This is a genomic window from Shewanella submarina (assembly GCF_042646185.1).
Lineage (GTDB): Bacteria > Pseudomonadota > Gammaproteobacteria > Enterobacterales > Shewanellaceae > Shewanella > Shewanella corallii.
The window spans coordinates 165,490-192,091 of record NZ_JBHRTD010000006.1; the positions used below are offsets into that span (position 1 = coordinate 165,490).

Annotated in this window: 26 protein-coding genes; 19 read left to right on the plus strand and 7 right to left on the minus strand. The window is 51.0% G+C overall.

What is annotated here, in order from left to right; all coding sequences use genetic code 11:
• Window positions 1-249: 249 nt before the first annotated feature.
• The 4 genes from ACFOE0_RS03765 to ACFOE0_RS03780 all read right to left on the minus strand — a co-directional run bounded on the left by ACFOE0_RS03765 (window position 250) and on the right by ACFOE0_RS03780 (window position 6,382).
• Complete coding sequence (locus ACFOE0_RS03765; protein ID WP_115136172.1) at window positions 250-606, minus strand: DUF4870 family protein; 357 nt, start codon at window positions 604-606, stop codon at window positions 250-252.
• 100 nt (window positions 607-706) lie between these two features.
• Window positions 707-2,188: an FMN-binding glutamate synthase family protein gene (locus ACFOE0_RS03770; RefSeq protein WP_248935391.1), complete on the minus strand. Its 1,482-nt coding sequence runs from the start codon at window positions 2,186-2,188 to the stop codon at window positions 707-709.
• A gap of 288 nt (window positions 2,189-2,476) precedes the next feature.
• Complete coding sequence (locus ACFOE0_RS03775) at window positions 2,477-3,520, minus strand: GMP reductase (protein WP_248935390.1); 1,044 nt, start codon at window positions 3,518-3,520, stop codon at window positions 2,477-2,479.
• A 570-nt stretch (window positions 3,521-4,090) separates the two neighbouring features.
• A complete protein-coding gene (locus tag ACFOE0_RS03780; protein WP_248935389.1) occupies window positions 4,091-6,382 on the minus strand; it encodes a penicillin acylase family protein in 2,292 nt (763 codons plus the stop codon).
• A 122-nt stretch (window positions 6,383-6,504) separates the two neighbouring features.
• Here ACFOE0_RS03780 and nudB point away from each other — a divergent pair, with 122 nt between their 5' ends.
• Window positions 6,505-6,957: a dihydroneopterin triphosphate diphosphatase gene (gene nudB / locus ACFOE0_RS03785; RefSeq protein ID WP_248935388.1), complete on the plus strand. Its 453-nt coding sequence runs from the start codon at window positions 6,505-6,507 to the stop codon at window positions 6,955-6,957.
• A gap of 62 nt (window positions 6,958-7,019) precedes the next feature.
• Here the strand turns inward: nudB and ACFOE0_RS03790 are convergent, their stop codons facing one another.
• Window positions 7,020-8,243 carry a DEAD/DEAH box helicase gene (locus ACFOE0_RS03790; protein WP_248935387.1) on the minus strand — a complete coding sequence of 408 codons (1,224 nt, stop codon included), beginning with the start codon at window positions 8,241-8,243 and terminating at the stop codon, window positions 7,020-7,022.
• Window positions 8,244-8,324: 81 nt separating this feature from the next.
• A complete protein-coding gene (locus ACFOE0_RS03795) occupies window positions 8,325-9,458 on the minus strand; it encodes a methyltransferase (protein ID WP_248935386.1) in 1,134 nt (377 codons plus the stop codon).
• Window positions 9,459-9,551: 93 nt separating this feature from the next.
• Between ACFOE0_RS03795 and ACFOE0_RS03800 the strand changes: the two genes are divergently transcribed.
• The 18 genes from ACFOE0_RS03800 to dinB all read left to right on the plus strand — a co-directional run bounded on the left by ACFOE0_RS03800 (window position 9,552) and on the right by dinB (window position 26,162).
• Window positions 9,552-10,151 (plus strand): alpha-ketoglutarate-dependent dioxygenase AlkB family protein, encoded by a 600-nt coding sequence (locus ACFOE0_RS03800; RefSeq protein WP_248935385.1) that lies wholly within the window; start codon window positions 9,552-9,554, stop codon window positions 10,149-10,151.
• A 58-nt stretch (window positions 10,152-10,209) separates the two neighbouring features.
• Window positions 10,210-10,509 carry a BolA family protein gene (locus ACFOE0_RS03805; RefSeq protein WP_248935384.1) on the plus strand — a complete coding sequence of 100 codons (300 nt, stop codon included), beginning with the start codon at window positions 10,210-10,212 and terminating at the stop codon, window positions 10,507-10,509.
• A gap of 485 nt (window positions 10,510-10,994) precedes the next feature.
• Entirely contained in the window at window positions 10,995-11,546 is a 552-nt protein-coding gene (locus ACFOE0_RS03810) for a TRAP transporter small permease subunit (RefSeq protein WP_248935382.1), read from the plus strand.
• Window positions 11,546-12,910: a TRAP transporter large permease gene (locus ACFOE0_RS03815; protein ID WP_248935549.1), complete on the plus strand. Its 1,365-nt coding sequence runs from the start codon at window positions 11,546-11,548 to the stop codon at window positions 12,908-12,910. The genes ACFOE0_RS03810 and ACFOE0_RS03815 overlap by 1 nt, the downstream gene beginning before the upstream one ends.
• 38 nt (window positions 12,911-12,948) lie before the next feature.
• The gene (locus ACFOE0_RS03820; RefSeq protein ID WP_248935381.1) at window positions 12,949-14,049 is read left to right on the plus strand and encodes a TRAP transporter substrate-binding protein; all 1,101 of its coding nucleotides are present in this window, start codon (window positions 12,949-12,951) and stop codon (window positions 14,047-14,049) included.
• Between the two features lie 274 nt (window positions 14,050-14,323).
• Window positions 14,324-14,833, plus strand: coding sequence for an S-ribosylhomocysteine lyase (luxS, locus tag ACFOE0_RS03825; RefSeq protein ID WP_248935380.1), 510 nt, complete (start codon window positions 14,324-14,326; stop codon window positions 14,831-14,833).
• Window positions 14,834-15,458: 625 nt separating this feature from the next.
• On the plus strand, window positions 15,459-16,793 hold the full coding sequence (locus ACFOE0_RS03830) for a Na(+)-translocating NADH-quinone reductase subunit A (protein WP_248935379.1): 1,335 nt from the start codon (window positions 15,459-15,461) through the stop codon (window positions 16,791-16,793).
• A complete protein-coding gene (locus ACFOE0_RS03835; protein WP_248935378.1) occupies window positions 16,790-17,989 on the plus strand; it encodes an NADH:ubiquinone reductase (Na(+)-transporting) subunit B in 1,200 nt (399 codons plus the stop codon). The genes ACFOE0_RS03830 and ACFOE0_RS03835 overlap by 4 nt, the downstream gene beginning before the upstream one ends.
• Entirely contained in the window at window positions 17,982-18,776 is a 795-nt protein-coding gene (locus ACFOE0_RS03840; protein ID WP_248935377.1) for a Na(+)-translocating NADH-quinone reductase subunit C, read from the plus strand. The genes ACFOE0_RS03835 and ACFOE0_RS03840 overlap by 8 nt, the downstream gene beginning before the upstream one ends.
• Window positions 18,776-19,408 carry an NADH:ubiquinone reductase (Na(+)-transporting) subunit D gene (locus ACFOE0_RS03845; RefSeq protein ID WP_115136157.1) on the plus strand — a complete coding sequence of 211 codons (633 nt, stop codon included), beginning with the start codon at window positions 18,776-18,778 and terminating at the stop codon, window positions 19,406-19,408. Before ACFOE0_RS03840 ends, ACFOE0_RS03845 begins: the two co-directional genes overlap by 1 nt.
• Before the next feature lie 6 nt (window positions 19,409-19,414).
• Window positions 19,415-20,023 (plus strand): NADH:ubiquinone reductase (Na(+)-transporting) subunit E, encoded by a 609-nt coding sequence (gene nqrE, locus ACFOE0_RS03850; RefSeq protein WP_115136156.1) that lies wholly within the window; start codon window positions 19,415-19,417, stop codon window positions 20,021-20,023.
• Window positions 20,024-20,071: 48 nt separating this feature from the next.
• Window positions 20,072-21,319: an NADH:ubiquinone reductase (Na(+)-transporting) subunit F gene (gene nqrF / locus ACFOE0_RS03855; protein WP_248935376.1), complete on the plus strand. Its 1,248-nt coding sequence runs from the start codon at window positions 20,072-20,074 to the stop codon at window positions 21,317-21,319.
• 71 nt (window positions 21,320-21,390) lie between these two features.
• Window positions 21,391-22,410 (plus strand): FAD:protein FMN transferase, encoded by a 1,020-nt coding sequence (locus ACFOE0_RS03860; RefSeq protein ID WP_248935375.1) that lies wholly within the window; start codon window positions 21,391-21,393, stop codon window positions 22,408-22,410.
• 9 nt (window positions 22,411-22,419) lie between these two features.
• The gene (gene nqrM / locus ACFOE0_RS03865) at window positions 22,420-22,650 is read left to right on the plus strand and encodes a (Na+)-NQR maturation NqrM (RefSeq protein ID WP_248935374.1); all 231 of its coding nucleotides are present in this window, start codon (window positions 22,420-22,422) and stop codon (window positions 22,648-22,650) included.
• A gap of 103 nt (window positions 22,651-22,753) precedes the next feature.
• Window positions 22,754-23,830 (plus strand): GGDEF domain-containing protein, encoded by a 1,077-nt coding sequence (locus ACFOE0_RS03870; RefSeq protein ID WP_248935373.1) that lies wholly within the window; start codon window positions 22,754-22,756, stop codon window positions 23,828-23,830.
• A gap of 233 nt (window positions 23,831-24,063) precedes the next feature.
• Window positions 24,064-24,528 (plus strand): bacterioferritin, encoded by a 465-nt coding sequence (bfr, locus tag ACFOE0_RS03875; protein WP_115136151.1) that lies wholly within the window; start codon window positions 24,064-24,066, stop codon window positions 24,526-24,528.
• Between the two features lie 11 nt (window positions 24,529-24,539).
• Window positions 24,540-25,031 (plus strand): bacterioferritin, encoded by a 492-nt coding sequence (gene bfr, locus ACFOE0_RS03880; RefSeq protein ID WP_115136150.1) that lies wholly within the window; start codon window positions 24,540-24,542, stop codon window positions 25,029-25,031.
• A gap of 60 nt (window positions 25,032-25,091) precedes the next feature.
• Window positions 25,092-26,162 (plus strand): DNA polymerase IV, encoded by a 1,071-nt coding sequence (gene dinB, locus ACFOE0_RS03885; protein ID WP_248935372.1) that lies wholly within the window; start codon window positions 25,092-25,094, stop codon window positions 26,160-26,162.
• Window positions 26,163-26,191: 29 nt separating this feature from the next.
• Here the strand turns inward: dinB and ACFOE0_RS03890 are convergent, their stop codons facing one another.
• Entirely contained in the window at window positions 26,192-26,554 is a 363-nt protein-coding gene (locus tag ACFOE0_RS03890; RefSeq protein ID WP_248935371.1) for a hypothetical protein, read from the minus strand.
• Between the last annotated feature and the right edge of the window lie 48 nt (window positions 26,555-26,602).

Sequence of the window (26,602 nt, forward strand, 5' to 3'; positions counted from 1 at the left end):
AAGCAACGCGATTGAAGTGTAGTTGTTCTACATAAATGAGCGTTAATGTAGTAGAAAGCGACGACAAACGCTGCCCGAAGGGCTCGGCTATACGCGCTTTACTCTTTGTTGCAAGGTATTTGCTTAGGCCCACTAGGCGGCACACTTTGCGTCGCGATTAAAGCGCGTCTATCTCGAGCAAAATTCAACCATGAAAGGTCAACAGACCCTAAATATAAAAAAGGGGAGCCACGGCTCCCCTTTTTTATTCTAGAACAACCAGGTGGTTGGATTGTCAATTGGCTGCTTCTTGTCCAGCGCCTGGAAGCCTTTAATACAGCGGACGATCAGCCAGACAAGCCAGAACATCCAGATCAGGTAACCAATCAGCACCAAAGCCAGCACTGTACCTACGAACATCATCAGCAGGCCGATCCAGAAGGTGCGGATCTGGTACTGATAGTGGGTCTGCACCCAGTCATCTGCTTCACTGCGGTTCACATAAGCCAGCACTACGCCAACAATACCTGTAACCCCAATAAACAGACCGACCAAATACAGCAGGTATACAATTTTGGCATTGCCTTCACCAGTATCACGGTTCACTTCAGTGTATTCCTGTGTCATTTCACATCCTCCTTGAGTGATAAGTTATCTGTGAAAGTATGCCTGCACAAACATCTGGCTTACAAGTGTTGCTGTTTGTTTCTCGCTTAAAACAGCAGGGCTAATGATACTGCTCATAGAGTTTGTCCATCGCCACAGACAAGCTGTTGTCACAGACTATGCGCACATGTTCCGGGCTCAGCTTACGCACGTTATCCACGCCACAGGAGTGAGCAATCAAGCCCACGCCGTAGTGCATGTACTTGTTATAGTTGGCTACCCGCTCGGCTTTGTCTTCCACATCCAACCCTTGCTGCAATTTGACGTTATGGGTGGTAATCCCGGTTGGGCAGGTGTTTTTGTTGCATTGCAGCGCCTGAATGCAGCCAAGGGCGAACATGTTGCCCCTGGCAGACACTATGGCGTCTGCGCCGGTTGCCAGCGCCCAGGCCACTTTGCCCGGGGTGATTAGTTTGCCTGAGGCAATGATTCTGATTCTGTCCTGCAGCCCATGCTTTTTACGCAGAGCGATGACCAAAGGCAGGCTTTCCTGCAGAGGCAGTCCCACATAGTCCATCAAAGGTTGTGGTGCGGCGCCGGTGCCGCCATCTGCACTGTCTATGGTGATAAAGTCCGGGCCAAGTTGCGGGTCTCTTTCACTTGTCTCCTTCAGCAGGTCGTCCAACCAGGCTGACAGTCCCACCACAAGTTTGAAGCCGCAGGGCTTACCTGTGACCTGTCTGATATGAGCAACCATATCCAGCAGATCTGTGGTTGAATTGATATCCGGATGCCGGTTTGGACTGTAGGAGTCCTGACCCACCGGAATACCGCGGATGTTGGCAATCTCTTCGGATACTTTGGCGCCGGGCAACATACCACCTTTACCAGGCTTGGCCCCCTGACTCAGTTTGAGCTCAAACATGCGTACCTGCTCATGGGCGGCGATCTGTTTCAGCTTTTCATCGCTCAGTTTGCCATCTCTGTCCCGCACGCCATACTTGGCAGTACCAATTTGAAACACTATGTCCGCGCCGCCCTGCAGATGGTAGGGGCTCAACCCACCTTCTCCTGTATTCATCCAGCATCCCGCCAGTTTTGCCCCTTTTGATAGCGCCAGCACAGCGCGGGAAGAAAGTGCGCCATAACTCATACCCGAGATATTGAATACCGAAGAGGTGGAGAACGGCTTAGGCTGAGAGGGGCCGAAGGTGATGTCACTGGGCTGAGAGGCGTCCTCCTCCAACGTGGGGAAGGGATGGTTCATAAACAAAATCGTGCCGCTGGGGTTGAGGTTGCGGGTAGAACCAAAAGCTATGGTGCGATCAACATTCTTGGCGGCTCGGTAAACCCAGCTGCGCTCTGCGCGGTTAAAGGGCATCTCCTCCCTGTCCTGGGCAAAAAAGTATTGGCGGAAAAACTCGCCCTGCTTTTCAAAAAAGTATCTGAAACGGCCGATCACCGGATAGTTGCGGCGAATTGCGTGGGTTTGCTGGTGCTTGTCTGCGAAGTACATATAGATAATCCAGACCACGACACAGCCTACTGCCAATAGAAAAAGGCTGGTCATCAGATCCAGAAAGTTGATCAACATAGTGTCCATCAAAAAGTCCCCTGTCATTGCGTCAGATAAATTCTGGTCACAGCACAAGACCGAATAGAGGAAGGTTTTGGCACGCCGAAGCGTTTCAGGAAGTTAGTTCAATAATTGATAACCTAATGGATTCAGCGGGTTTGTACACCCCGACATCCTGTATTCAGATGCTGTTCCTTTAAAAACGCAGCGCTGACAATCAAAGGAAAGATAATAAAAAAGCGCGGATTAATCCGCGCTTTTGTCAGTCCGGCTACTGTATGCCGGACTGGAATGAGTATTCAGCCGATGGCGTTATCACTCTTTACCGTATACGTTGTTTTCCTGCTCTTGCACACGGATAAAGGTAGTGCGCTTGGTCAGCTCTTTCAGCTTGGCCGCACCTACATAGGTACAGGTTGAACGTACGCCACCCAGGATATCGGCGATGGTGTATTCAACACTGCCGCGGAATGGCAGCAATACAGTTTTACCTTCAGCTGCGCGGTACTTGGCAACACCGCCAGAGTGTTTGTCCATGGCAGACTGAGAAGACATGCCGTAGAACTTCATAAACTGTTTACCGTCCTGCTCGATTATCTCACCGCCACTCTCTTCGTGACCAGCCAGCATACCACCCAGCATGACGAAATCGGCACCGCCACCGAACGCCTTGGCTACGTCACCGGCACAGGCACAACCGCCGTCACCAATGATTTGACCGCCCAGACCGTGTGCTGCATCAGCGCACTCGATAATGGCAGACAGCTGCGGGTAACCCACACCAGTCTTTACCCGGGTAGTACATACAGAGCCAGGGCCAATACCCACTTTAACTATATCTGCGCCCGCCAGGATAAGCTCTTCTACCATGTCACCCGTTACTACGTTACCCGCACTGATAACTTTGTCAGGGAACTGGGCGCGAACACGCTGAACATATTCCACCAGGTGCTCTGAGTAGCCGTTGGCGATGTCGATACAGATGAAGATTAGCTCATCAGACAGGGCCATGATGTCCAGGGTCTTCTGGAAATCAGCGTCAGAAGTACCGGTAGAGACCATCACATTGTTCAGGGTTTGCTTGTCAGCAGTGGCAACGAAGTCGCTCCAGTCCTGCACAGTGTAGTGCTTGTGAACAGCAGTCATACAGCCGTGTTTGGCCAGAGAGGCTGCCATGGCGAAAGAGCCTACAGAGTCCATGTTGGCGGCGATTACCGGTACGCCGGACCATTGACGACCGCTGTGCTTGAAGGTAAACTCGCGGGTTAATTCAACTTGAGATCGGCTTTTCAGGGTGGAGCGTTTCGGGCGAAACAGTACATCTTTAAAACCCAATTTCAGGTCTTGTTCGATACGCATTGAGAATTCCTCTAAGTTTGTAAACTCTGGCTGGTAACTTTAGTTTCAGACTTCCTGGGAAGTCGTCATCGGACTTTTGCTCTCACCTTGATCGCTATTGGCAGATAGTTATCAAAACGCTGAAGAGCAGGCACAAAAAAACCGGAGCGTTGGCAGACGCTCCGGTTTTCGGCATTATAGGCAGAGAAATTTCGCTGGCAATAGCTGGCGGATTAAATTTGCTGCGCCTCCAGCTTTTCTGTTTGTTTTTTCCTCTGCACCCTCATACTTTCTCGCCTTTAGCTTCTTCGTTACTTAATGTTTTATAACGACTTTATTGTGATTTTTGAGCATGGGTGCACCTGCTGTTTTAGAACGGGAACACTGTGTTCCTAAACTCTTGCAAGCTATTGATTTGTTAATGTTTTGTTGTGGTAATCCTGCTGTATGAGGCTTATTGGCTGGTGTAACCGGTTTAAAGCCAGAGGCTGCTGAATGTTGGCGTGCGCCCTGAGGCGAGAGACGAAAGGCGTGAACAAAGATGGCAAAAGGGGAAACCGTTTCCCCCCTTGCCAGGTATTGCTACAGGCACTACTGAGGCTGGATAGTGATGGTGTGGACGGCTGCGCCCGGTAATAAAGGCGTGCCTCTGTGGTTGGCATAATCACTAAAGCCCTTGCGATAGAACCGGGATAGCGGGTTACCCGACTGGCCTCCCGGAATTGACATAATCCCGTCTTGCTCTCGTCCCGGCTGGACGATAAAGCGCTGAGAGGCACCAAAGGTGGTGGTCTGTACTGCAGGTTCAAATCTGCCACCGAAGCCGGTCACTGAGGGCATATCCAGTAGCCAGCTTAGCTGGGGGATCTGGCGACTGAACGGATGCTGTATTTTTAATGCGTTAACTTTGCCCCAGTTAAGATCTGTCAGTCGTCCCTTGTCGCTGTATTTGGCCAGTAGTTCAGCTTTACTGTCACTGTAGATAGCCAGCATCCAACTTTGCCAATCCTGATGTTCTGCAGGTAACCAATCCTGAGGTTGCTGCTCAAGCAGCTGCCAAACAGCGGGTTCCAAATCCCGTTTCAGTCTGCGCAGGCTCATGTTTTCCCTGGCAAGCTGGGTTTGAATTGGTGCAAACACGGCATCGAACAGCTGACTGCGGAAGTGGCTGACCAGGGTATAGCCGACAGATTCACTGCAGGCACAAGCCTGCCACTGTTCAAGCTCCCGGATATCATCGGCAAACTGCTGTGGTTGGGTGTTAAGCGTGGCCAATAACAAGGCGTGCCAGCGGCTCATAAAGATGGCCCGATTGTCCAGCTGCATTGCCATAAAGTCAGCTTCATTAAAGCTGTCGCCGGCCATCAGGTTATCCCGAATCTGCACTGAACGACTGCCAATCGCGTAGCCGCCGTTACCGAATCTCTTATCGTCTGCTGCACTGACTACCCGACTGTTGGCGCTCCAGAGCCTTTGATGGTCCGGATTTTTCACCACGGGAACATCCCCGGCCTGGCTTTGCCATTGAGAAGAGGGGTAGTCAGAAGCGCTGACAGGCAGGGAAGACGGATTATCTCTGGCAGGCACAGCTCCGGTAAGACGCCACGCGGCGTCGCCCTGACGGTCGACAATCAGCATATTCTGCACAGGAATGCCTGCGCGCCGGGTGGCGAGCAGTCCTGCATCCACAGTGTTTGCGGTTTCCAGTGCCATCAGCTCCATATTGACCGCATAAGGCTGGTGTGCCACCCAGGACAGGGCGTACTGAGCGTCGCCAATTTTGGTCACGGGTCCATACTCTGAGGTGATCATCTGATGTTCATGGATACCCGAAGTGGATTTAAGTTGCTCTGTTTCAGTCGTGAGCTGAGTGTTTTTATCCAGAGCGACCCAGTCTGCGGTGTCGACATAGCCATTGGTGAAGCCCCAGGCGATATGATTATTGGTGCCCACGACTATGGCCGGGGCGCCGGGCAGACTGACTCCGGTTACCTGAATATCGTTTCCATTGGATTGATAGTTGAGTTGTGTGCGATACCAAATAACAGGAACGTTCAAACCCAGGTGCATATCATCGGAGAGCATGGCGTGACCAGACTTGGTTAATTCGCCGGTAACCGCCCAGTTATTACTGCCCACGACCTCATCCTGCTCGATAAAGGTGTGTACTGACGTTTGCATTAATGCGTTTGGCAGGGCGGGTATAGCAAGGTTATCCAGCGGCAGGGTGGAGCCATCCAGCGCGGCCTGTAAAGGATCAGTCTGGGTAATAAAGTCCACCATGGGTTGCCCCAGAGATTGCTGAATATAGGTAAGCACTTTTTCCCGCTCCACCGTGCCAGCCTGCAGATCCAGATACATTGAGTAAATGGCTAACAGACTGTCCTGCGGCCGCCATGGTTCTGGTGTGGTATTGGTAAGCAGGTACTCGAAACCTTTTACCTGTTGAGCATCCAAGGCGGTATTTACCCCAAGAGTGTATTGGCGCAGGATCTCTCGCTGCTCTGGATCAAGTTGCTCCAAAGCCATAGTGGCTCTTTTTCTGAACTGGTGAAATCTGTGCTTTTTATCAAGGGGCAGGGCGGCGTCGCCAAACAGGGCGGCAAGTTCACCGGCAGCGTTGCGACGCAGCAGATCCATCTGAAAGAATCTGTCCTGACCGTGGGCAAAGCCGAGAGCAAAAGCCGCATCAGCTCTGTCACTGGCACGAATTATCGCGTTGCCAAGGTCATCTCTGGAGAGTGTTATTGTGTCCCGGGGACCTTCGACTTGCAGTTTGCCATCCAGTGAGGGCAGGTTAGCCCACATAAGCCCATAAACTGTTGCGCCAGCCAATGCCAGTACGCCAGTCCCAAGAGCCAGGCCTTTTATTATTTTGTTCATTGCGCCTTTTCCTTTTCCACTGTCATTATTGCCGGGCAGTCCATCATTCGGCTTTGCAAAAATGTTAATGAATTTGCAAAGCAAACTAAAGTACCAGTGTGTTTTTATCGGGAGATAAGCCCTTGAGTGACAATCAATATCGTCAGCCAGTGTCTGTGTTGGTGGTGGTTTACAGCCCTGATGGCAGGTTTTTGTTGCTGGAGCGCTGTTACCCCAAGGGGGTTTGGCAATCTGTAACTGGTGGTGTGGAGTGGGGCGAAACGCCGCGACAAAGCGCCATCAGAGAGTTGTGGGAGGAAACCGGGATCTGCATTTCACAGGCTCAGCTTGAGCTTAAAGATCATTGCAGCCAAACCCGTTACACCATTATGCCCCAGTGGCAGAGCCGATATGCCCCGGATACCAAAGAGAACACAGAGCATCTGTTCAGTGTTTGCGTTCCGCAGAACATTGACGTGGTACTGGCTGAGCAGGAGCATACAAGTTACTGCTGGCTTGACGCTGCTGAGGCGATGGACAAGGTATTTTCAGCGACCAACCGCCAGGCAATAGCCGCGATTGCCGGGCTGGGTTAGTTTTGGCTGAGGATATGGCTTACAAACGCCCGGGCGCTGAATCGACCGGGCGTCAATAGGGATTAACGTCTTTTGCGGGTATTTCCGCCCAATGCACGTTTTCGCGCCCTTTGTTTCTGGGCTGCTTTGGACAGGCGTGGGCTGTCATCTTCCCGCATAAGGTCAGGTTCAAAGCCCGGATACCACTGTCTTGGCAGACGGGTATCGAGCAGGACTTCCAGCTCCTCCATGGCTCTGGCATCTTTATTGGTAAAAAAGGTGATGGCCAGTCCCTTGTTGCCGGCGCGTCCGGTGCGACCGATACGGTGCACATAGTCTTCTGCCACAAATGGCAGCTCCATATTGATCACCACAGGCAGCTCATCAATATCCAGTCCCCTGGCGGCGACATCAGTGGCTATCAAAGCCTGCAGTTCACCGCTTTTAAACTCGCTCAGTACTGTATCCCGGGCTTTTTGTGACAGGTCGCCGTGAAAGGCTTTTACCTTGAGCCCTTTGCCTGCCAAATCCTGCGCCAGTTTGTCGGCACTTTGTTTGGTACGGCTGAACACCAACACTTGAGGCCATCCTTTATGGGACAGCAGGTGGTTAAGCAAAGCGGCTTTTCGGTCATCATCAACCTCATACACCTGCTGCTCAATATCCTGATTACCGGCGTTGCGCTTATCCACCTCAACCAGGGCCGGGCTGCTCAGTAATGATTTGCTGAAGCGGAAAATGCTGTCGTCGAAAGTAGCAGAAAACAGCATGGTTTGACGTTGCTTTGGCACTTTTCTCAGCACCATCTGGATTTCATCTTTGAAGCCCATATCCAGCATACGATCGGCTTCATCCAGCACCAGCCAGTTAAGGCCTCTCAAATCCACTGTGTGTTTGCGCACATGGTCAAGCAGGCGTCCCGGTGTAGCCACGACTATATCCGCCCCTTTGGCCAGTAGTTGCTGTTGTGGCTCGAACGCTGCGCCGCCATAAAGGCAGACACTCCTGATTGACAATCCCTGAGCATACTGGCTGATATTTTCCTGCACCTGCTGGGCCAGTTCACGGGTCGGCACCAGTACCAGGGCTTTGGGTTTGCCATCGCTCTGTATGCCAAGAAGTTGATTAATGACCGGCAGAGAAAAGGCGGCAGTTTTGCCACTGCCGGTTTTGGCTCCGGCCATCAAATCTTTGCCTGCCAACACCAGAGGAATGGCACTGGCCTGAATATCCGTAGGCGTATTAAATCCAAGGTGTTGCAGATTCGCCAGCAGACGGGCGTCGAGATTCAATGAGGCAAAAGACATGGTGGGTACCGTCAGAAATGAATTGGACTGATTGTATCAGGGCAGGAAGCAGACAACAGTCTGCGTCCTCAATATCCCGGTTTACTTGGTGGATTGCAGAATCACGAATTTGCCATTGCTGGCAACGGTCTGACAATTGCCGAATAATCGCTTGAGCTTGATGTGATAACCCAGGTGGCGATTACCGACGATATGCAATATGCCACCAGGCTTGAGACGTTTGCGGGCGTCATTGAACATCTGCCAGGCGATATGGTCGGTAATGGCTTCACCCTGATGGAAAGGCGGATTACACAACACCAAGTCAGCCTGCAGGCCTGCATCCAGGTGGGTCAGACAATCATCCCAGTGGAAGTGACCACGCTCCGGCTCCAGGCCATTGCTTTGCCAGTTTTCTCTGGCGCTGGCGACGGCCATTTCTGAGTCATCAACAAAGTGTACGCTGGCGTCCGGATAGCAGCTGGCGGCACGTAAACCCAGCACACCGTTGCCACAACCAAGATCGATAATTTGTTGGAACTCACCCTGAGGCAAATTTTCCAGCATGATTCGGGCACCAATATCCAGCTTATTGGCAGCAAACACATTGGACAGGTTACTTAACGTCAGACCATATTCAGGCACATTCCAGCGCTGAGGCTTGGGCTCTGCTCTGGTTTTGCCATCGGCAATGGCAGTGATCACCCGGGTCTTTTTCCAGGCAAGACTTGCAGTAGCCGGACCAAAATGCTTGACAATCAGCGCCAACAGGCTTTGATTGATGGATTTGGCCCTGGCACCAATTTGTAAGGTGCTGCCCTGTGGCATCACAGCTGATAAGCGGATCAGCTGGTGGGCAAAGTAGTTCAGGTTTTTCGGAAGCTTCATCAGCACCAAAGCCGATTGAGAGGGCAAGGTATCACGGCTGGTTAACCAGCTGATATTGTCATCCTTCAACTGGTTGCGGCTCAGGTTATGCTGAATTCCCAGCAGGCTGGTTTTGGCATCAGTTTCGCCCCAGAGCTGCTGCTCAGGGTATTTGGCGCGAATGCCGCAGGTCAGGGCACCGAAACTGTCGTTGATGATGCCGATTGGACCACATATGTCTGCCTGTTCATCCAGCCATTTCAGCAGATGCTCGTCGGCCGCATCCCAGGCCTGCAGATTGGAGATCTGAGTCTGTGGGTAACGATGTAATTCGAGCGCTGAGCCGGTGGCTGAAAACTGGGTTGTCATATGTCACACTGAGTTGATGAAACGTCAAAGTGCGGAATTATAACCTACAAAATTCAGCCAGGTGTGAATAAACACATGGCGAACTAAAGAATTATGCAGCAGCAACTCTTTCAACAAAGCCAGGAGCCCTGGACCTGGGTTAAGGGCTATTTGAATCCCCGTCAGCAGTCGCTGTTGTTGACGGAGGCTGAAGCCTATCCCTATGAAAGACCCGAGGTGACGGTTTACGGCAAAGCCCACAAGATCCCCCGTACCCAAATCTGGTTTGGAGATGAGGGGGTTGAGTACAAGTATTCAGGTTTGCTTGTGGTACCCACTCCCTGGCCTTATTACGCCAATCGTTTAAGGCACCAGTTGAGTAAGGATTTTGGCTTTGTCAGCAATGGTGTGTTGGTAAACCGTTATGCGGGTGGCAGAGATTGTATGGGGTGGCACGCCGACGATGAAGATGAATTGGTGCCGGGGAGTGATATTGCCTCTGTGACTCTGGGTGAGGGGCGGGACTTTGTGCTCAGACATAATGACACAGGTGAGAAGCGGATATTGCACCTTGAGTCCGGCGACCTGTTGCTGATGCATTATCCTATGCAGCAGACCTGGCAGCATAGCTTACCCAAGCGGCTTAAACAGGAGGGGACCCGCTGGAACTTTACCTTTCGGCAGCTTATTCCCGGATTCCACGCAGGCGATTGACTCATATCGCACTCGCCTTTACCCTGCGATAGCATTTTTATTTTCAGAGAGCCGATGTATGAGCGTTCAGACGACAATTAGCGATAAATTGACCCAGGCTTTTTCTCCCTCTCACCTGGAAGTGATTAACGAGAGCAAGTTTCACCATGTTCCGCCCAACTCAGAAACCCACTTTAAAGTGGTGGTTGTCAGCGGTGAGTTTGAAGGTAAACGTCTGATCGCCCGTCACCGTTTGGTGAACGAGTTGCTGGCAGATGAGCTGGCTGCGGGCGTTCACGCCCTGACTATGCACACTTACACCAAGCAGGAGTGGTCGCAGCGTGAGGGGGCGCCGGACTCTCCCAAGTGTAAAGGTTAGGGTCTTTTGACCTTTCATGGTTGAATTTTGCTCGAGATAGACGCGCTTTAATCGCGACGCAAGGTGTGTCGCCTAGTGGGCCTAAGCAAATACCTTGCAACAAAGAGTAAAGCGCGTATAGCCGAGCCCTTCGGGCAGCGTTTGTCGTCGCTTTCTACTGCATTAACGCTCATTTATGTAGAACAACTACACTTCAATCGCGTTGCTTTGTATAAAACAACGACAAAGAGCTGCAAAAACCATCTTCAAAGGTCAACAGACCCTGGTCAATTAGTCAATTAGTCAGGCCCGCTGGCGACCGCTGAGCGGGCCTTTGTTTTTCCTGCCCCAGCTTCCCCACTGCTTTCATCTTCTGTCATGTCTGCTGTCTGCCCGGTTTTTGTATAAATACTCACCTCCAACCTCTGTGTTTCTGATTTTCAGTCTGTAACTTTTCTGTTATCAATATGTTGTTATAAAAACAAACGACAAAACAGTAGAGTTGTATGAACAAACTGATCGCTGCCTGCTCCTGGCTGACCGAATATTCCGGCCGCTTGGTCAGTTGGGCCACATTGATTTTACTGCTGCTGACTCTGGCGGTAGTTATTCTCAGATATGTTTTTAATACTGGCGCGACTGCACTGCAGGATACGGCTTTGTATCTGCATGGTGCGGTATTCACTTTGGGCGCCGGATATACCCTCAAGCATGACGCCCATGTGCGGGTGGATATTTTCTATCGGCGTTTTTCCGAGCGCGGCCGTCATTGGGTGGATTTTCTCGGCACCTTATTACTGCTTCTGCCCGTCACTCTGTTTATAGGGATCTGGTGCTTTGAATATGTCGCGACTTCCTGGCGTATCGGCGAGAGGTCGGTGGAGGCGGGAGGCCTGCCACTAATCTATGTGCAAAAGAGTCTGCTGTTGATACTGGTTGTGAGCCTTATTCTTCAGGCCGTGGTGGAGCTTTATAACCATGGTAAAGCCCTGTTTGGGCACGGTGGTAACAGTAACTCTGACAGTGACCCCATCAGCCATGAAGGGGAAGGATTATGATGGCCCTGCTACTGTTTTTATGCATCTGTTTGGTGCTGATGCTGGGCTATCCTGTGGCCTTTACTCTGGCAGGTATGGGGCTCTTGTTTGCTGGAATCGGTACCCTGAGTGGCGACTTTAACCCCATGTTGCTCAACGCTCTGCCCAGTCGTTTATATGGGGTTTTGAATAACCCGATTTTGATGGCTGTGCCTCTGTTTGTATTTATGGGTACTGTGCTGGAAAAGTCCAAAGTGGCGGAGCAGTTGCTGACCAGTATGGCAGAGCTGTTCGGGCGTTTTCGTGGTGGGCTGATATTCAGCGTGTTCTTTGTGGGTATGTTACTGGCTGCCAGCACAGGTATTGTCGGTGCCACTGTGGTGACCATGGGGCTGATGTCTTTACCTGCCCTGATTAATCGGGGTTACAGCCCCTCTTTTAGTGCCGGTGCTATCTGTGCCACAGGGACACTGGGGCAGATTATCCCGCCCTCTATCGCCCTTATTCTGCTCGGAGATGTATTGTCCAATGCCTATCAGCAGGCGCAGTTATCCATGGGGATATTCAGTCCCAAGTCAGTGTCTGTTGGTGATCTGTTTGCCGGTGCACTGATCCCAGGATTGGTGCTGGTGGGATTGTACTGCCTTTACACACTCTTCCTTATATATAGAAAGCCTGAACGCTTTCCTGCTGTCGCAGAGCAGGGACAACTGGACAGTAAGTTCTGGCTGCGTACCGCGTGGGCGCTGTTGCCACCTCTGATTCTGATATTGATGGTGCTGGGCTCTATTCTGCTGGGGATCGCTACGCCGACGGAAGCAGCCTCCGTGGGTGGGGCTGGCGCCCTGGTGATTGCCCTGTTGAAACGCCAGTTGACGTTAAAGGGCTTGAAAGATGTGATGCTGAGTACGGTCAAAGTCACTTCCATGGTATTTCTTATCCTGATCGGCGCATCTATTTTCTCATTGGTCTTTCGTGGTCTTGGCGGTGAAGAACTGATTCATCAGCTGTTTTCCAATATGCCCGGCGGTGTGATTGGCGCCATGATATTGGTGATGGCGGTGATTTTCCTGCTGGGCTTTATTCTGGATTTTATTGAGATCACCTTTGTGGTTGTGCCTCTGGTGGCGCCGATTTTGTTGGCTATGGGGCTGGACCCTGTGTGGCTTGGCATCATGATCGCCGTCAATTTGCAGACCTCATTTTTAACGCCGCCGTTCGGATTTGCACTTTTCTACCTGCGGGGTGTGGCAAAAGACTTGGTGACCAGCGGCCAGATCTATAAAGGGGTGATTCCCTTTGTGATGATCCAGCTGCTGTTAATGTTGTTGTTGAGTATCTGGCCTGAGCTGGCGACCTGGTTGCCTCAGCAGATATATGGTTAGGCCCTTGAGACGGGTCGACAGGGATGAGGGTAATAAAAATGAATAAGTGGCTAACCGGTTTGGCTGTGGCGGGCACCATGTTGTTGTCCGGCTGTGGTGATAAGCAGCAGTCTCAGGGGGAAGGGACTGCTGCTGAGCCTGCAAAAACCTATCAGTGGAATCTGGTGACCTCCTGGCCCAAGAACTTTCCCGGATTGGGGATGGGGCCTGAGCGTTTCGCTGTGCTGGTGGATGAGATGTCTGCCGGTCGCCTTAAAATTAAAGTGTACGGGGCCGGTGAGCTGGTTCCTGCCTTTGAAGTATTCGATGCGGTCAGTCAGGGGACTGCCCAGATGGGACACAGCGCGGCGTATTACTGGAAGGGTAAGTCTCCGGCTGCGCAGTTCTTTACCTCAATTCCTTTTGGTCTGAACGCCAAGGAGATGAATGGTTGGCTCACCTATGGTGGCGGTCAGGAGTTGTGGGAAGAGGTTTATGCGCCATTTGGCATACTGCCAATGCCGGGAGGTAACTCAGGCGTGCAGATGGGCGGCTGGTTCAATAAGGAGATTAACTCCCTGGACGACCTCAAAGGCCTGAAGATGCGTTTGCCCGGGCTGGGTGGTGAAGTGCTGGAACGTTTGGGGGGGACACCGGTAACGCTGCCGGGCCGTGAGCTGTTTACCGCGCTGCAAACCGGCACCATAGATGCCACTGAGTGGGTGGGACCTTTTAACGATCTGGCTTTTGGTCTGCACAAAGCTGCCAAATTCTACTATTACCCTGGTTGGCATGAGCCGGGTACGACTCTGGAGTTTTTGATCAACAAGCAGGCCTACGAGCAATTGCCTGCAGATCTACAGGCGATTGTCAGAGTGGCAGCCAAGGCGATTAATCAGGATATGCTGGATGAATACACTACCCGCCATGTGGAGGCCCTGGATGCACTGGTCAATGAACATGGTGTTGAACTTAGAGCCTTCCCGGAAGATGTGCTGGATAGTTTGAGAGACACGTCCATCGAGGTGATTGCTGAGCAGTCGAACAAAGACCCGCTGATGAAAAAGGTTCACGATGCCTATCGTGAATATGAGCAGGGTGTCCGCCGTTACCACAGCATCGCCGAGGATGCTTATACCGAGGCCCGTCAACCCGACTAACCACAAACCTGCACTTTTTGGTGACAATTACAGCGTCTGAGTAAAGTGCAGGCTACTCTTTGGTGTCTTATTGGTGATATCCTTGTGATTCACTTGTGAGTGGCTGTTATTTAACAGATAACAGCCACTTCCTAATGGAAGAAGCAGTGCAGTCCCGGACTGTCTGTCGCTGGCTTAACACTGATTCAGTTGCCCGCGGATAAGGATTAAGTGCCCTTTTGCCGGTCCCGGTTTGCTGCTTCCTGTGGAAATGGAATACACCCTGGAGAAGTCTATGCCACTGCTTGATAGCTTTACTGTGGATCATACCCGGATGCATGCGCCCGCAGTGCGGGTAGCTAAAACCATGAGTACGCCCTCTGGCGATACCATTACCGTCTTCGACCTGCGTTTTTGTATTCCCAATAAAAGTATTCTGAGTGAACGGGGCACCCACACATTGGAGCACCTGTTTGCTGGCTTTATGCGTGACCATTTGAATGGCGACTCGGTTGAGATTATTGATATCTCTCCCATGGGCTGCCGCACCGGCTTTTATATGAGTCTGGTGGGACAACCCAATGAACTTGTGGTGGCTGATGCCTGGCTTGCCGCTATGGCCGATGTGCTGGACGTCTCTGAACAAAAACAGATCCCTGAATTGAACGCCTACCAGTGTGGCACTTTTGAGATGCACTCTCTGGAGGAGGCGCAGGCCATTGCCCGGGCGGTGATTGCCGCCGGTGTCAATGTTAACAGGAATGCTGAACTGACTCTCAGCGACGAGATTTTGGCTGGTCTGTGAAGTTTCTCTGCCGCGCGGAAGGTGACGGTGTGAGGTTTGTGGCGCTTTTGTTTGCCGCCAATGTGTGAGTGTTTGGAGTGAATGTGTGCGCCCACTTACGGTTAACTTACTGCAATAAGTGGGGTTCTCTCGATATATATGTGGCGAAATGAGGGTTCGCTGCTATTTTTCTTAAGGGAAGGGTGAGCCAGATCGCACGCGGCCTCCCCATGGGTGAGTCGATTTCAGTTGCAGTTTTGTATTGGACTTTAGTCGATAAACTCGGTTTTGAGCGCAAAAATTCGGCAACACCGTTTGTTTAGTGTGCGTTTGGATGTAAATCGTTAAAAACTAATGTTTTATTTTTGCATCTACTGCAAAATGTGATTTTTAGCGGCTTTCACCGGAAAAACCCCTGTCGATGTTCACGATTGCTGGCCTTTTGGCTGTTTGATCACAGATAAATGGTCGTTATTTTCGTGGCAGTGATGTGTTAATTGGGGTAAAATGCGCGCGAACAGCGTGATTATTGTCGCATTTCTGTGATAAATCTGCGCTAGCTCAATTTTGGGGTTTGGATTAACTCTTTGAAATTGATGCGGGAATGCGGCGCATTGTCTTTCCTTCAAACGTAGTGCTTGTGGATATGATTACAATTAAGAAAGGATTGGACCTGCCTATCTCAGGCAGACCAGAGCAAGCCATCCATGATGGTCAAGCCATTAAACACATAGCTACATTGGGTGAAGAGTATATCGGCTTACGTCCTACCATGAAGATTAAGGTAGGAGATAAGGTGCAAAAGGGCCAGGTGATCTTCGAAGACAAGAAGAACCCAGGCGTTATATATACAGCTTTAGCCAGTGGTACAGTAACCGAAATCAACCGTGGTGCCCGACGCGTTTTGCAGTCTGTTGTCATCGAAGTCGAAGGGGACGATGCCGTCGCTTTTGATAAGCATGATGCGCAAAACCTCGACGCACTGACTGACGAGCAGGTACGCAGCAATCTGATCAACTCAGGTTTGTGGACCGCGCTCAGAACCCGTCCATTCAGTAAAGTACCGGCCATTGACTCCAAAGCTGCCGGTATTTTTGTGACTGCAACTGATACTCAGCCACTGGCGGCTGACCCTGCGGTAATCATCAACGAGCATAAAGATGATTTCGTTAACGGTCTGACGCTGCTGTCTAAACTCACCGAAGGCAAAGTTTACCTGTGCAAAGCTCCTGGCGCGGATATCCCTGCCGGTAACGCTCAGGTAGAAGAGTTTGGCGGCAAGCATCCTGCCGGTAACGCAGGTACTCACATTCACTTCCTGCTGCCTGCATCCGGTACCCGTACCGTATGGCATATCGGTTATCAGGACGTGATTGCTGTCGGTAAGTTGTTCACTACTGGTGAACTGTTCACTGACCGCGTCGTTGCTATCTCAGGTCCTCACGCCAAGAATCCCCGTTTGGTTCGTTCTCGTCTCGGCGCTCAGGTATCACAGCTGACCCAGGGTGAATCTGAAGGTGAAAACCTGCGTCTGGTATCAGGCTCTGTCCTGAACGGTCGCACTGCCAACGGTCCTCACGACTTCCTCGGACGCTACCACAACCAGGTAACCATTCTGGAAGAAGGTACCGAGAAAGAGTTCTTCGGCTGGGCTATGCCGGGCAAGGATAAATACTCCATTACCCGTGCTTTCTTAAGCCACCTGTCTTCTGGTTTGTTCAACATGACCACCTCTACCGGCGGTTCAGATCGCGCCATGGTACCAATTGGTGCGTATGAACGTGTAATGCCACTGGATATTCTGCCGACTATGCTGCTGCGTGACCTTGTGTCCGGCGACACGGAAGAAGCCATGGCGCTGGGTGCACTGGAGTTGGATGAAGAAGATTTGGCCCTGTGTACGTTCGTTTGTCCCGGCAAGTATGACTATGGCGTCTACCTGCGGGATTGTCTGGATACGATCGAGAGGGAAGGCTTATGAGCTTGAAAGAATTTATCGAACGTATTGAGCCGCAGTTTGAAAAAGGCGGGAAATACGAAAAGTGGTACGCTCTTTACGAAGCCGCCGCCACCATTTTTTACACCCCGGGTAAAGTGAACAAGGGTCGCACCCATGTTCGTGACAACCTGGATTTGAAGCGCATGATGATCACCGTATGGGCCTGTACTTTCCCTGCGATGTTTGTCGGTATGTTCAACGTCGGCCTGCAAGCGCAGGACGCTCTGATTGCCGGTTTCGGCACTCCGGATGTGTGGCAGGTTTCCCTGTTCAGCATGTTTGGGGCTGAGCTGACTGCCAACTCAGGTTGGGCCACCTTGATGTGGTACGGCGCCTGTTTCTTCCTGCCTATTTATGCTGTGACTTTTGCAGTTGGTGGCTTCTGGGAAGTGCTGTTTGCCTCTGTCCGTGGTCATGAAGTTAACGAAGGCTTCTTCGTTACCTCGATTCTGTTTGCCCTGACCTTGCCGGCAACTATTCCATTGTGGATGGTAGCGCTGGGTATCACCTTCGGTGTGGTAGTGGCTAAAGAGGTATTCGGCGGCACTGGCCGTAACTTCCTTAACCCTGCACTGGCGGGTCGTGCCTTCCTGTTCTTCGCCTATCCGCTGAACATGTCCGGCGATACCACCTGGGTTGTAGCTGATGGCTATTCAGGTGCGACTGCACTGAGCCAGGCTGCCAGCGGTACTCTGGAATACGGTTTGAGCCAGCAATGGTGGGATTCCTTCTTCGGCTTTATCCCAGGCTCTGTGGGTGAAGTATCGACTCTGGCTATCCTGCTGGGTGGTCTGGTAATTGTTTATACCCGTATCGCTTCCTGGCGCATTATCGCCGGTGTGATGGTAGGTATGATTGCTGTATCCAGCCTGTTGAATCTTATCGGTAGTGACACCAACCCAATGTTCGCCATGCCTTGGTACTGGCACCTGGTTCTGGGTGGCTTTGCCTTCGGTATGATGTTTATGGCGACTGACCCTGTGTCAGCCTCTTTCACCAACAATGCCAAGTGGGCTTACGGTGCGCTGATTGGTGCCATGGCGGTATTTATCCGTGTCATCAACCCTGCATTCCCTGAAGGCATGATGTTGGCGATTCTGTTTGCCAACCTGTTTGCACCACTGTTCGACCATTTTGTGGTTCAGGCCAATATCAAGCGGAGGATCGCACGTGGCTAGTAAAAAGGACTCGTTCGGAAGAACGCTTTTCGTTGTCATTGGCTTGTGTTTGATTTGCTCTATCTTCGTATCGACTGCGGCGGTAGTGCTTAAGCCAATCCAACAGGAAAACAAGCTGCTGGATCGCCAGAAGTACATTCTGGAAGCGGCCAACCTGCTGAACACCAAAGATGCAGGTATGACCAAAGAGCAGATCCTGGAGACCTACAACAAATTCGTTGAGGCCAAAGTGGTTTCTCTGGCAACCGGTGAATTTGTTGATGTTGACGGCAACAGCTTTGATATGGAAAAAGCGGCCCGGGACCCGAAGACCTCATTTATCCCAGAAAACGACATTGCATCTGTTAAGCGCGTAGCCAACGATGCAGTGGTTTACCTGGTGCACGATGAAGCCGGTACCCTGAAGACTGTGATTCTGCCCATCAAGGGCTATGGTCTGTGGTCAACCATGTACGCTTTCCTGGCACTGGATCCTGACATGAACACGATTCAGAACCTGGTGTACTACGACTTCTCCGGTTCAGGTGAAACTCCTGGCCTGGGTGGTGAAGTACAGAATCCAAAGTGGATCGCCAAGTGGCACGGCAAGAAGCTGTATAACGACCAAGGTGAACTGGCTATCAAGGTAACCAAGAACCCTGCCGTTGCTCAGACTGAGTACGGTGTAGACGCTCTGTCTGGTGCAACGCTGACCAGTAACGGCGTGCAGTACTCTCTGGAGTTCTGGCTGGGTAAAGAAGGCTTTGAGAAGTTCATCGACAAGGCCCGTGACGGAGGACTGAGCTAATGGCTGATGCTAAAGAACTGAAGCAGGTCCTCACCGGACCTATTATCAGCAACAACCCGATTGCCCTGCAGATCCTGGGTATCTGTAGTGCACTGGCGGTAACCAGTAAGATGGAAACCGCTATGGTGATGACGATTGCACTGACTGCGGTTTGTGCCTTCTCAAACCTGTTTATCTCTATTATCCGTAACCACATCCCAAGCAGCGTGCGTATCATCGTGCAGATGACCATCATTGCCTCTTTGGTAATCGTGGTTGACCAGGTGCTGCAGGCATACGCCTATGACGTGGCCAAGCAGCTGTCGGTATTCGTTGGTCTGATTATTACCAACTGTATCGTAATGGGACGCGCTGAAGCCTACGCCATGAAGACTCCTCCTATGATGAGCTTTATGGATGGTATCGGTAACGGCCTGGGTTATGGTGCAATCCTGCTTGCTGTTGGTTTCTTCCGTGAACTGTTTGGTAACGGCTCCCTGTTTGGTGTTGAGCTGCTGAAGAAGGTTTCTGAGGGTGGCTGGTACGAGCCAAACGGCATGATGCTGCTGCCTCCCAGTGCATTCTTCCTGATCGGCGGCATCATCTGGGTTATCCGCATATACAAGCCAGAGCAAGTTGAAGCAAAAGGATAAGATGAGATGGAACATTATATCAGTCTGTTAATCCGCTCTATTTTCATCGAGAACATGGCGCTGGCTTTCTTCCTGGGGATGTGTACTTTCCTGGCGGTTTCCAAGAAAGTCACCACCTCCATGGGTCTGGGTGTAGCGGTAATTGTGGTACTGGCCATCTCTGTGCCGGTTAACCAAATTATTTATCAGGGAATTCTGGCGCCGGGTGCGCTGGCATGGGCTGGTCTGCCTGAAGCGGATTTGAGCTTCCTGAAGTTCATTACCTTCATCGGTGTGATTGCGGCTCTGGTACAGATTCTGGAAATGACCCTGGATAAGTACTTCCCACCTTTGTACAACGCGCTGGGTATCTTCCTGCCATTGATTACAGTGAACTGTGCGATTTTCGGTGCGGTTTCCTTCATGGTTGAGCGTGACTACAACCTGGGTGAAAGCCTGGTATTCGGTATCGGTTCCGGTATCGGTTGGGCACTGGCTATCGTGCTGCTGGCCGGTATCCGCGAGAAGATGAAGTACGCCGACGTACCCGATGGGTTGCGTGGTCTTGGGATTACATTTATCACAGCTGGTCTGATGGCCTTAGGTTTTATGTCGTTCTCCGGTGTGTCTCTGTAAGGGACACCCTGTACGACTTTTCAGAATCGACCTTCTAAGGATAAGTACATGGATATTTTGAGCTCGACTCCGCTGGAAGTATATCTGGGCGTGAGTATGTTTACCGCCATTGTACTGGTGCTGGTTTTGGTGATTATGTTCGCCAAATCCAAGCTGGTAGCCAGCGGTGACGTGACGATTAGCATTAACGATGACCCTGAAAAGGCCATCAAAACCGGTGCTGGTGGCAAGTTGTTGGGGGCGTTGGCCGATAACGGTATCTTCGTTTCCTCAGCCTGTGGTGGTGGTGGTTCTTGTGGCCAGTGCCGTGTGAATGTGACCTCAGGCGGTGGTGATATTTTGCCAACCGAGCTGGACCACATCAGCAAAGGTGAAGCCAAACAGGGTTGTCGTCTGGCCTGTCAGGTTAACGTTAAAACTGACATGGATATTGAACTGGACGAAGAGATCTTCGGCATCAAGAAGTGGGAATGTACTGTTGTTTCCAATGACAACAAAGCCACCTTTATTAAGGAGCTTAAGCTGGCCATCCCTGATGGTGAGTCAGTACCTTTCCGCGCCGGTGGTTACATCCAGATTGAAGCCCCTGCACACCATGTAAGATACGCCGATTACGATATTCCTGAAGAGTATCGTGGTGACTGGGAACATTTCGGCTTCTTCAAGCTGGAGTCCAAAGTGGATGAGCCGACTATTCGTGCATACTCCATGGCGAACTACCCGGAAGAGTTTGGCATCATCATGCTGAACGTACGTATTGCGACTCCGCCGCCACGCGACCTGTCTCTGCCTTGCGGTAAGATGTCTTCATACATCTGGAGCCTGAAGGAAGGTGACAAGGTCACTATCTCCGGCCCATTCGGTGAGTTCTTCGCCAAGGATACCGATGCTGAAATGGTATTTATTGGTGGTGGTGCAGGTATGGCGCCAATGCGTTCACACATCTTCGACCAGCTGAAGCGTCTTCAGTCTAAGCGTAAGATGAGTTTCTGGTACGGTGCCCGCTCCAAGCGCGAAATGTTTTATGTTGAAGATTTCGATGGCCTGGCGGCTGACAACGATAACTTCCAGTGGCACGTGGCCCTGTCAGATCCTCAGCCAGAGGATAACTGGGACGGTTACACCGGCTTCATTCACAACGTACTGTACGAGAACTACCTGCGTGACCATGAAGCGCCGGAAGATTGTGAGTACTACATGTGTGGCCCTCCAATGATGAATGCCGCCGTGATCGGTATGTTGAAAGATCTCGGTGTGGAAGACGAAAACATCCTGTTGGATGACTTCGGCGGATAATACCCGACGCGCTGCGTGATATACTGTCACGCAGCGTTTTTCCAATTTTGATTGAAGGGTTAAGGGTCATCATGATTAAGACCTTGGGAAAATGGCTGGCCTTTGTAGGGTTGGCCTTTTTTATTGCAGCTTGTTCTTCTCCGGCCAAGTTACAGTCCTATTCCGGCAACACTATGGGTACGACTTACCACATTAAGTTGGTTCCCAATGACAGTTTGCCCGATGCACAGTTACTGCAGGCCGAGATCGATTTGGCACTGGAACAGGTTAACGACCAGATGTCGACCTACCGCCCTGACTCCGAGCTGTCGCGCTTTAATAAGCTGGCATTGGCACAGAGTGTTGTCGTGTCTCCAGACACTCTTAAAGTAGTGGAAGAGGGGATACGTTTGCATAAGCTCACCCATGGCGCACTGGACATTACCATGGGGCCTTTGGTCAACTTATGGGGTTTTGGCCCTGACGCCAGACCAACCAGCATACCTTCCCAGTTTGAAATTGATGAGGCCATGGCGGACGTAGGTATTGAGGGAATTAAAATCTCCGGCGATCGCCTGGAGAAAACCAAACCTGAACTCTATGTCGACTTGTCATCCATTGCCAAAGGTTTCGGCGTAGATAAAATTGCTGCCATTCTCGATAAGTACGGCGTAACCGGTTATCTGGTGGAAATCGGCGGTGAGGTATCACTCAAAGGTACCAAAGCAGGCGGTGAACCCTGGCGTATCGCTGTAGAGCGTCCGACCGAGGATGCCAGAACAGTGCAACTCGTAATAGAACCGAAAGATATTGCCATTGCCACTTCCGGTGACTACCGCAACTATTATGAAGAAGAGGGTCAACGATTTTCCCATATTATTGACCCGCGTACCGGTTATCCGATAGAACATAAACTGGCATCGGTGACGGTTATGGATAAGAGTTGTATGGTTGCTGATGGACTGGCAACGGCCATGATGGTGATGGGCACCAAGGAGTCTTTGGCGCTGGCAGAGCGTGAGGGACTTGCTGTGATGCTAATTGAATACCAGGGTGATGGGTTCAAGACCTACTACAGCGAAGCATTCAAACCCTATATTACTCAGCAGTAGGAGTGAAGTATGAGCACATTTTTGGCCGCGTTTGTGGTGTTATTGTTGTTTTTCTTACTGATGTCGGTCGGCTATATCATTAAGCGCAAGGCAGTCGCTGGAAGCTGTGGCGGTTTGGGTGCCATAGGGATAGACAAAGCCTGTGATTGTGATGAGCCCTGCGACAACAGAAAGGCGAAAATGGCCAAGGCTGAAGAGGAAGCCCGTAACGAGCGGCTGACTCAAAACAGAATTCTCTGAGATATCTAACGGCGCCACAGGCGCCGTTTTTATTTCCGCACCGCCCGTGTGCTTTAAAGCTGTCTATACTCAATATTATCCAGGGTGATTTAGGTGGTAGCGCATGACAGCTTCATCTGTGCAGGGGAGAGTGCACTCGCAATATAATGATGCCGGAGAGCCGAACGGTCTGGCATCCAATCCGGTAGAAGCCGCCGCTGAGATGGTGGGCAGAGCCTCTGAGGCTGTGCTTAACTCCGTGGTGCAGCTAACCGGTAAACGTCAGATTCGTGCATTGGGTGAGAGCCTGGTGGACACCATTCATAATTCACTTGATGCAACGGCGGTTGCCTTTGTCGCGGTGAACAGTCCGATACACTTTCCCGCCTGTATGCTCCCGAAAAAGAATGCCCTGCCAGAGTCTTCACTGCTCGACTGCGTGCAGAAGTGCTCCCGTCAAAATCAGATGGTGTCAGAGCGTCATGATGACAGTGTATTGACCGCCCTTCCTATTATGGTTAACGGCATCACAGTGAAAGTGCTGTTGATTAAATCCATTATGGAGATGTCTGAACATCAAATCAGTTTGCTTACCGGCTTTGCCCGGGTGTATGAGAACTTTCTCAATGTAATGCTGGATATGGAAACCGATAGTCTGACCGGTTTGCTCAACAAGAAAGCTTACTACTCTCAGGTGTTGGCCGTATTGGAAGATGATGACAGTGCGGTTTGTGAAGAAAGTGGTGACCCCAAGTTTTTCTGGCTGGTGATATTCGACGTCGATAAATTCAAGAAGATTAACGACACCTTCGGTCACCTCTACGGCGATGAGATCCTGCTACTTGTGGCCAATACCATGATCAAAGTTTTTGATGATGAAGACCTGCTGTTTCGATTTGGAGGGGATGAGTTTGTGGTGTTGCTCAGCCCCAGAACCAAAGAGAAAGCCCGGGAAGTACTGAAACAGTTTCAGCAGGAGATCGCCTGTATCCGTAACGATAAGCTGTGGCCGGTGCGCTGCTCCATTGGCGGGGTCAATGCGTCCGGTGCCGAGAATCCTACTGACCTGTTGGTACAGGCCGACAGAGCCCTGTACTACGTGAAGGAAAACGGACGGGGAAAAATCGCCTTCTATTGCGACCTGCTGGATGATGGTGTGATGACCAATGAGCACTTTGAAGATGACATAGAACTTTTTTGAATACCTGACTCCTTCTTTAGCTTTTTGAGTTTTGTTGAACGGCCACCAATTTGGTGGCCGTTTTCATTTTTGTCCCAAATACAAGCGCTTGAGAGAATGGCTTAAGCGTAAATGCAAGTTGGAATGATAATGGTTCTCTTTGCTTAACTTTATGAAAAATAAAGAAATTGAATATTCCTCTGAGCATGATTTACTAAACCTTGATCCAGATCAAATTCTGACAGGGAGCCATTATGAAAGGCCATGCCGATGTCCTTAAGCAACTCAACAAGGTGTTGACCAGCGAGCTGACCGCCATCAACCAGTATTTTCTGCACGCCCGTATGTTCCGTAACTGGGGCCTGGACGGCCTGGATAAGGTGGAGTATCGCAAGTCGATTCAGGATATGAAGCACTCAGACAAGTTGATAGAGCGCATTCTGTTTCTTGAGGGACTCCCCAACCTGCAATTGCTGGATAAGCTGATGATAGGTGAGCACACCGAGGAGATGCTGAGTTGTGACATGTTGATGTTACGGGGGGAACTGGACCTGCTCAGGGACTCTATCGCCCTGTGTGAGCAGCACAGGGATTATGTCAGCAGGGATATGCTGCAGGAGCTGTTGGAGGATGAAGAGGAGCACCTGGATTGGCTGGAAGCCCAGTTTGAGTTGATTGGCATGACAGGTATCGAGAATTACCTGCAATCACAGATTTAAGGAGGCAGATAATGAAAGGCAATGCAGAGGTAATCGACGCACTGAACCGCTTGTTGACCAATGAGCTTACCGCCATGGACCAGTACTTTGTTCATGCCCGCATGTATGAAGACTGGGGGCTGAACGAACTTTATGAGCGTATTAATCACGAGTCCGATGATGAACGTGAACATGCATCCAGACTTATCCAGCGAATCCTGTTTCTGGAGGGCAAACCTGATGTCGCCAGCCGTGCACCCTTGACCATAGGCAAAGATACGCCCGAGATGCTGCATAACGATTTGCAGTATGAGTACAAAGTTGCTGAAGATCTGCGGCAAGTGATCGCTTTGTGTGAAGAGAAGCGTGACTTCCAGACCCGGGATATTTTACAGGTGTTGCTGGAAGAAACTGAGGCAGACCATATGTACTGGCTGGAGAAGCAGTTGGGACTTATCGACAAGATGGGTCTGGCTAATTATCTGCAGTCAAAGATGGGAACTGAGGCCGCTCCCGCAGGTTAACGCTCGGATCTTACTTGACACTGTTTATTTGTACAGTATCCTTTCTGTTGGAGGAACACTGTGCGTAAAATTATTCATGTCGATATGGACTGCTTCTATGCAGCCGTTGAAATGCGTGACTTCCCTGAACTCAGGGGAAAGCCCCTTGCCGTAGGCGGTCGCAGCGATCGCCGTGGGGTGATCAGTACCTGTAACTATGAAGCCCGCAAGTTCGGTGTTCGCAGTGCGATGGCGTCAGCCTATGCACTGCGGCTGTGTCCGGACCTGATTCTGGTGCCGGGACGCATGGACGTATATAAGCAGGTGTCATCCCAGATTCGGGATGTGTTCTCCCGTTACACCTCGTTAATTGAACCTCTGTCACTGGACGAAGCTTATCTGGATGTGACCGACTGCACCGCTTGTCGGGGCTCGGCAACCCTGATTGCTGAGGCCATCCGCAAAGATATCTTCGAAGAAACCGGCCTCACGGCATCTGCAGGTATTGCGCCGGTAAAGTTTCTGGCCAAGGTAGCTTCAGATCTTAATAAACCCAATGGGCAATATGTGATAACCCCTGATGCTGTGTCTGAGTTTGTGAAAACCCTGCCTCTGGGAAAAATCCCCGGTGTTGGTAAGGTGACGGGAGAGAAACTGGCATCCATGGGACTGCATACCTGTGGTGATGTACAAGGGGCAGATCCGGCCATGTTGACCGAAAGGTTTGGTAAATTCGGTGCTCTGTTGGTGGAAAGATCCAAAGGCATAGATCCCAGAGCTATTTCACCCAACAGGGTGCGTAAGTCAGTGGGGGTGGAAACCACGCTGGCGCAGGACATTTATGAGCTCTCCCAGGCCAACCAGGTGATGTCAGGGCTGATTCCTGAGCTTTCTACCCGTATGGCACGGGGAGCGCCGGGCAGAGGTATTCATAAGCAGGTGGTTAAACTCAAGTTTGCCGACTTTAAACAGACCACGATTGAACATCGCAGTGATTCCCTGTCTGTGAATCTGTTTCAGGACTTGCTGGCTCTGGCCATGGAGCGGGCTGAGGGCCGGGGAATTCGTCTGGTGGGGATCTCTGTAGGACTGGCTGAACAGCAAACTGATGAGCAGAACTCTAATGTCTGTCAGCTGGATTTAGCGCTTTGACACTCGGCTTATATTGGCTGATGGTGTGTTTAACTCTGATTAAGCGTGCGGCGCGTGTTGTATATAGCTACCGTCATAAACACCAAAGGTGCTGCCAGCAGCGCGCATACAAGATGGTGTAGCAGCAGGTGACTGAGCATAAACCCGGGAATGTCGGACGCTTTATCTATCAAGGTCATTTTGGCGATCAATACCAGGTACAGACTGATATGAAGGAGGGCTGCAGTAGCAAACAATCGACTGAACTTTTGTTTGAGCACTGGGTCGAGCTTGAATGGAAGCTTGCGACAAACTATCCATGCTATGCCGCCAATGGCAATGCTCATCAATCCCTGTCCAATCAGAGACAGTTTAATCAGCACCACTGATACCAGCATAAATATTATAAACACCAGAATTGCATCTCTCTTATTTGGAATCTCAATCGGACGCTACAGGCG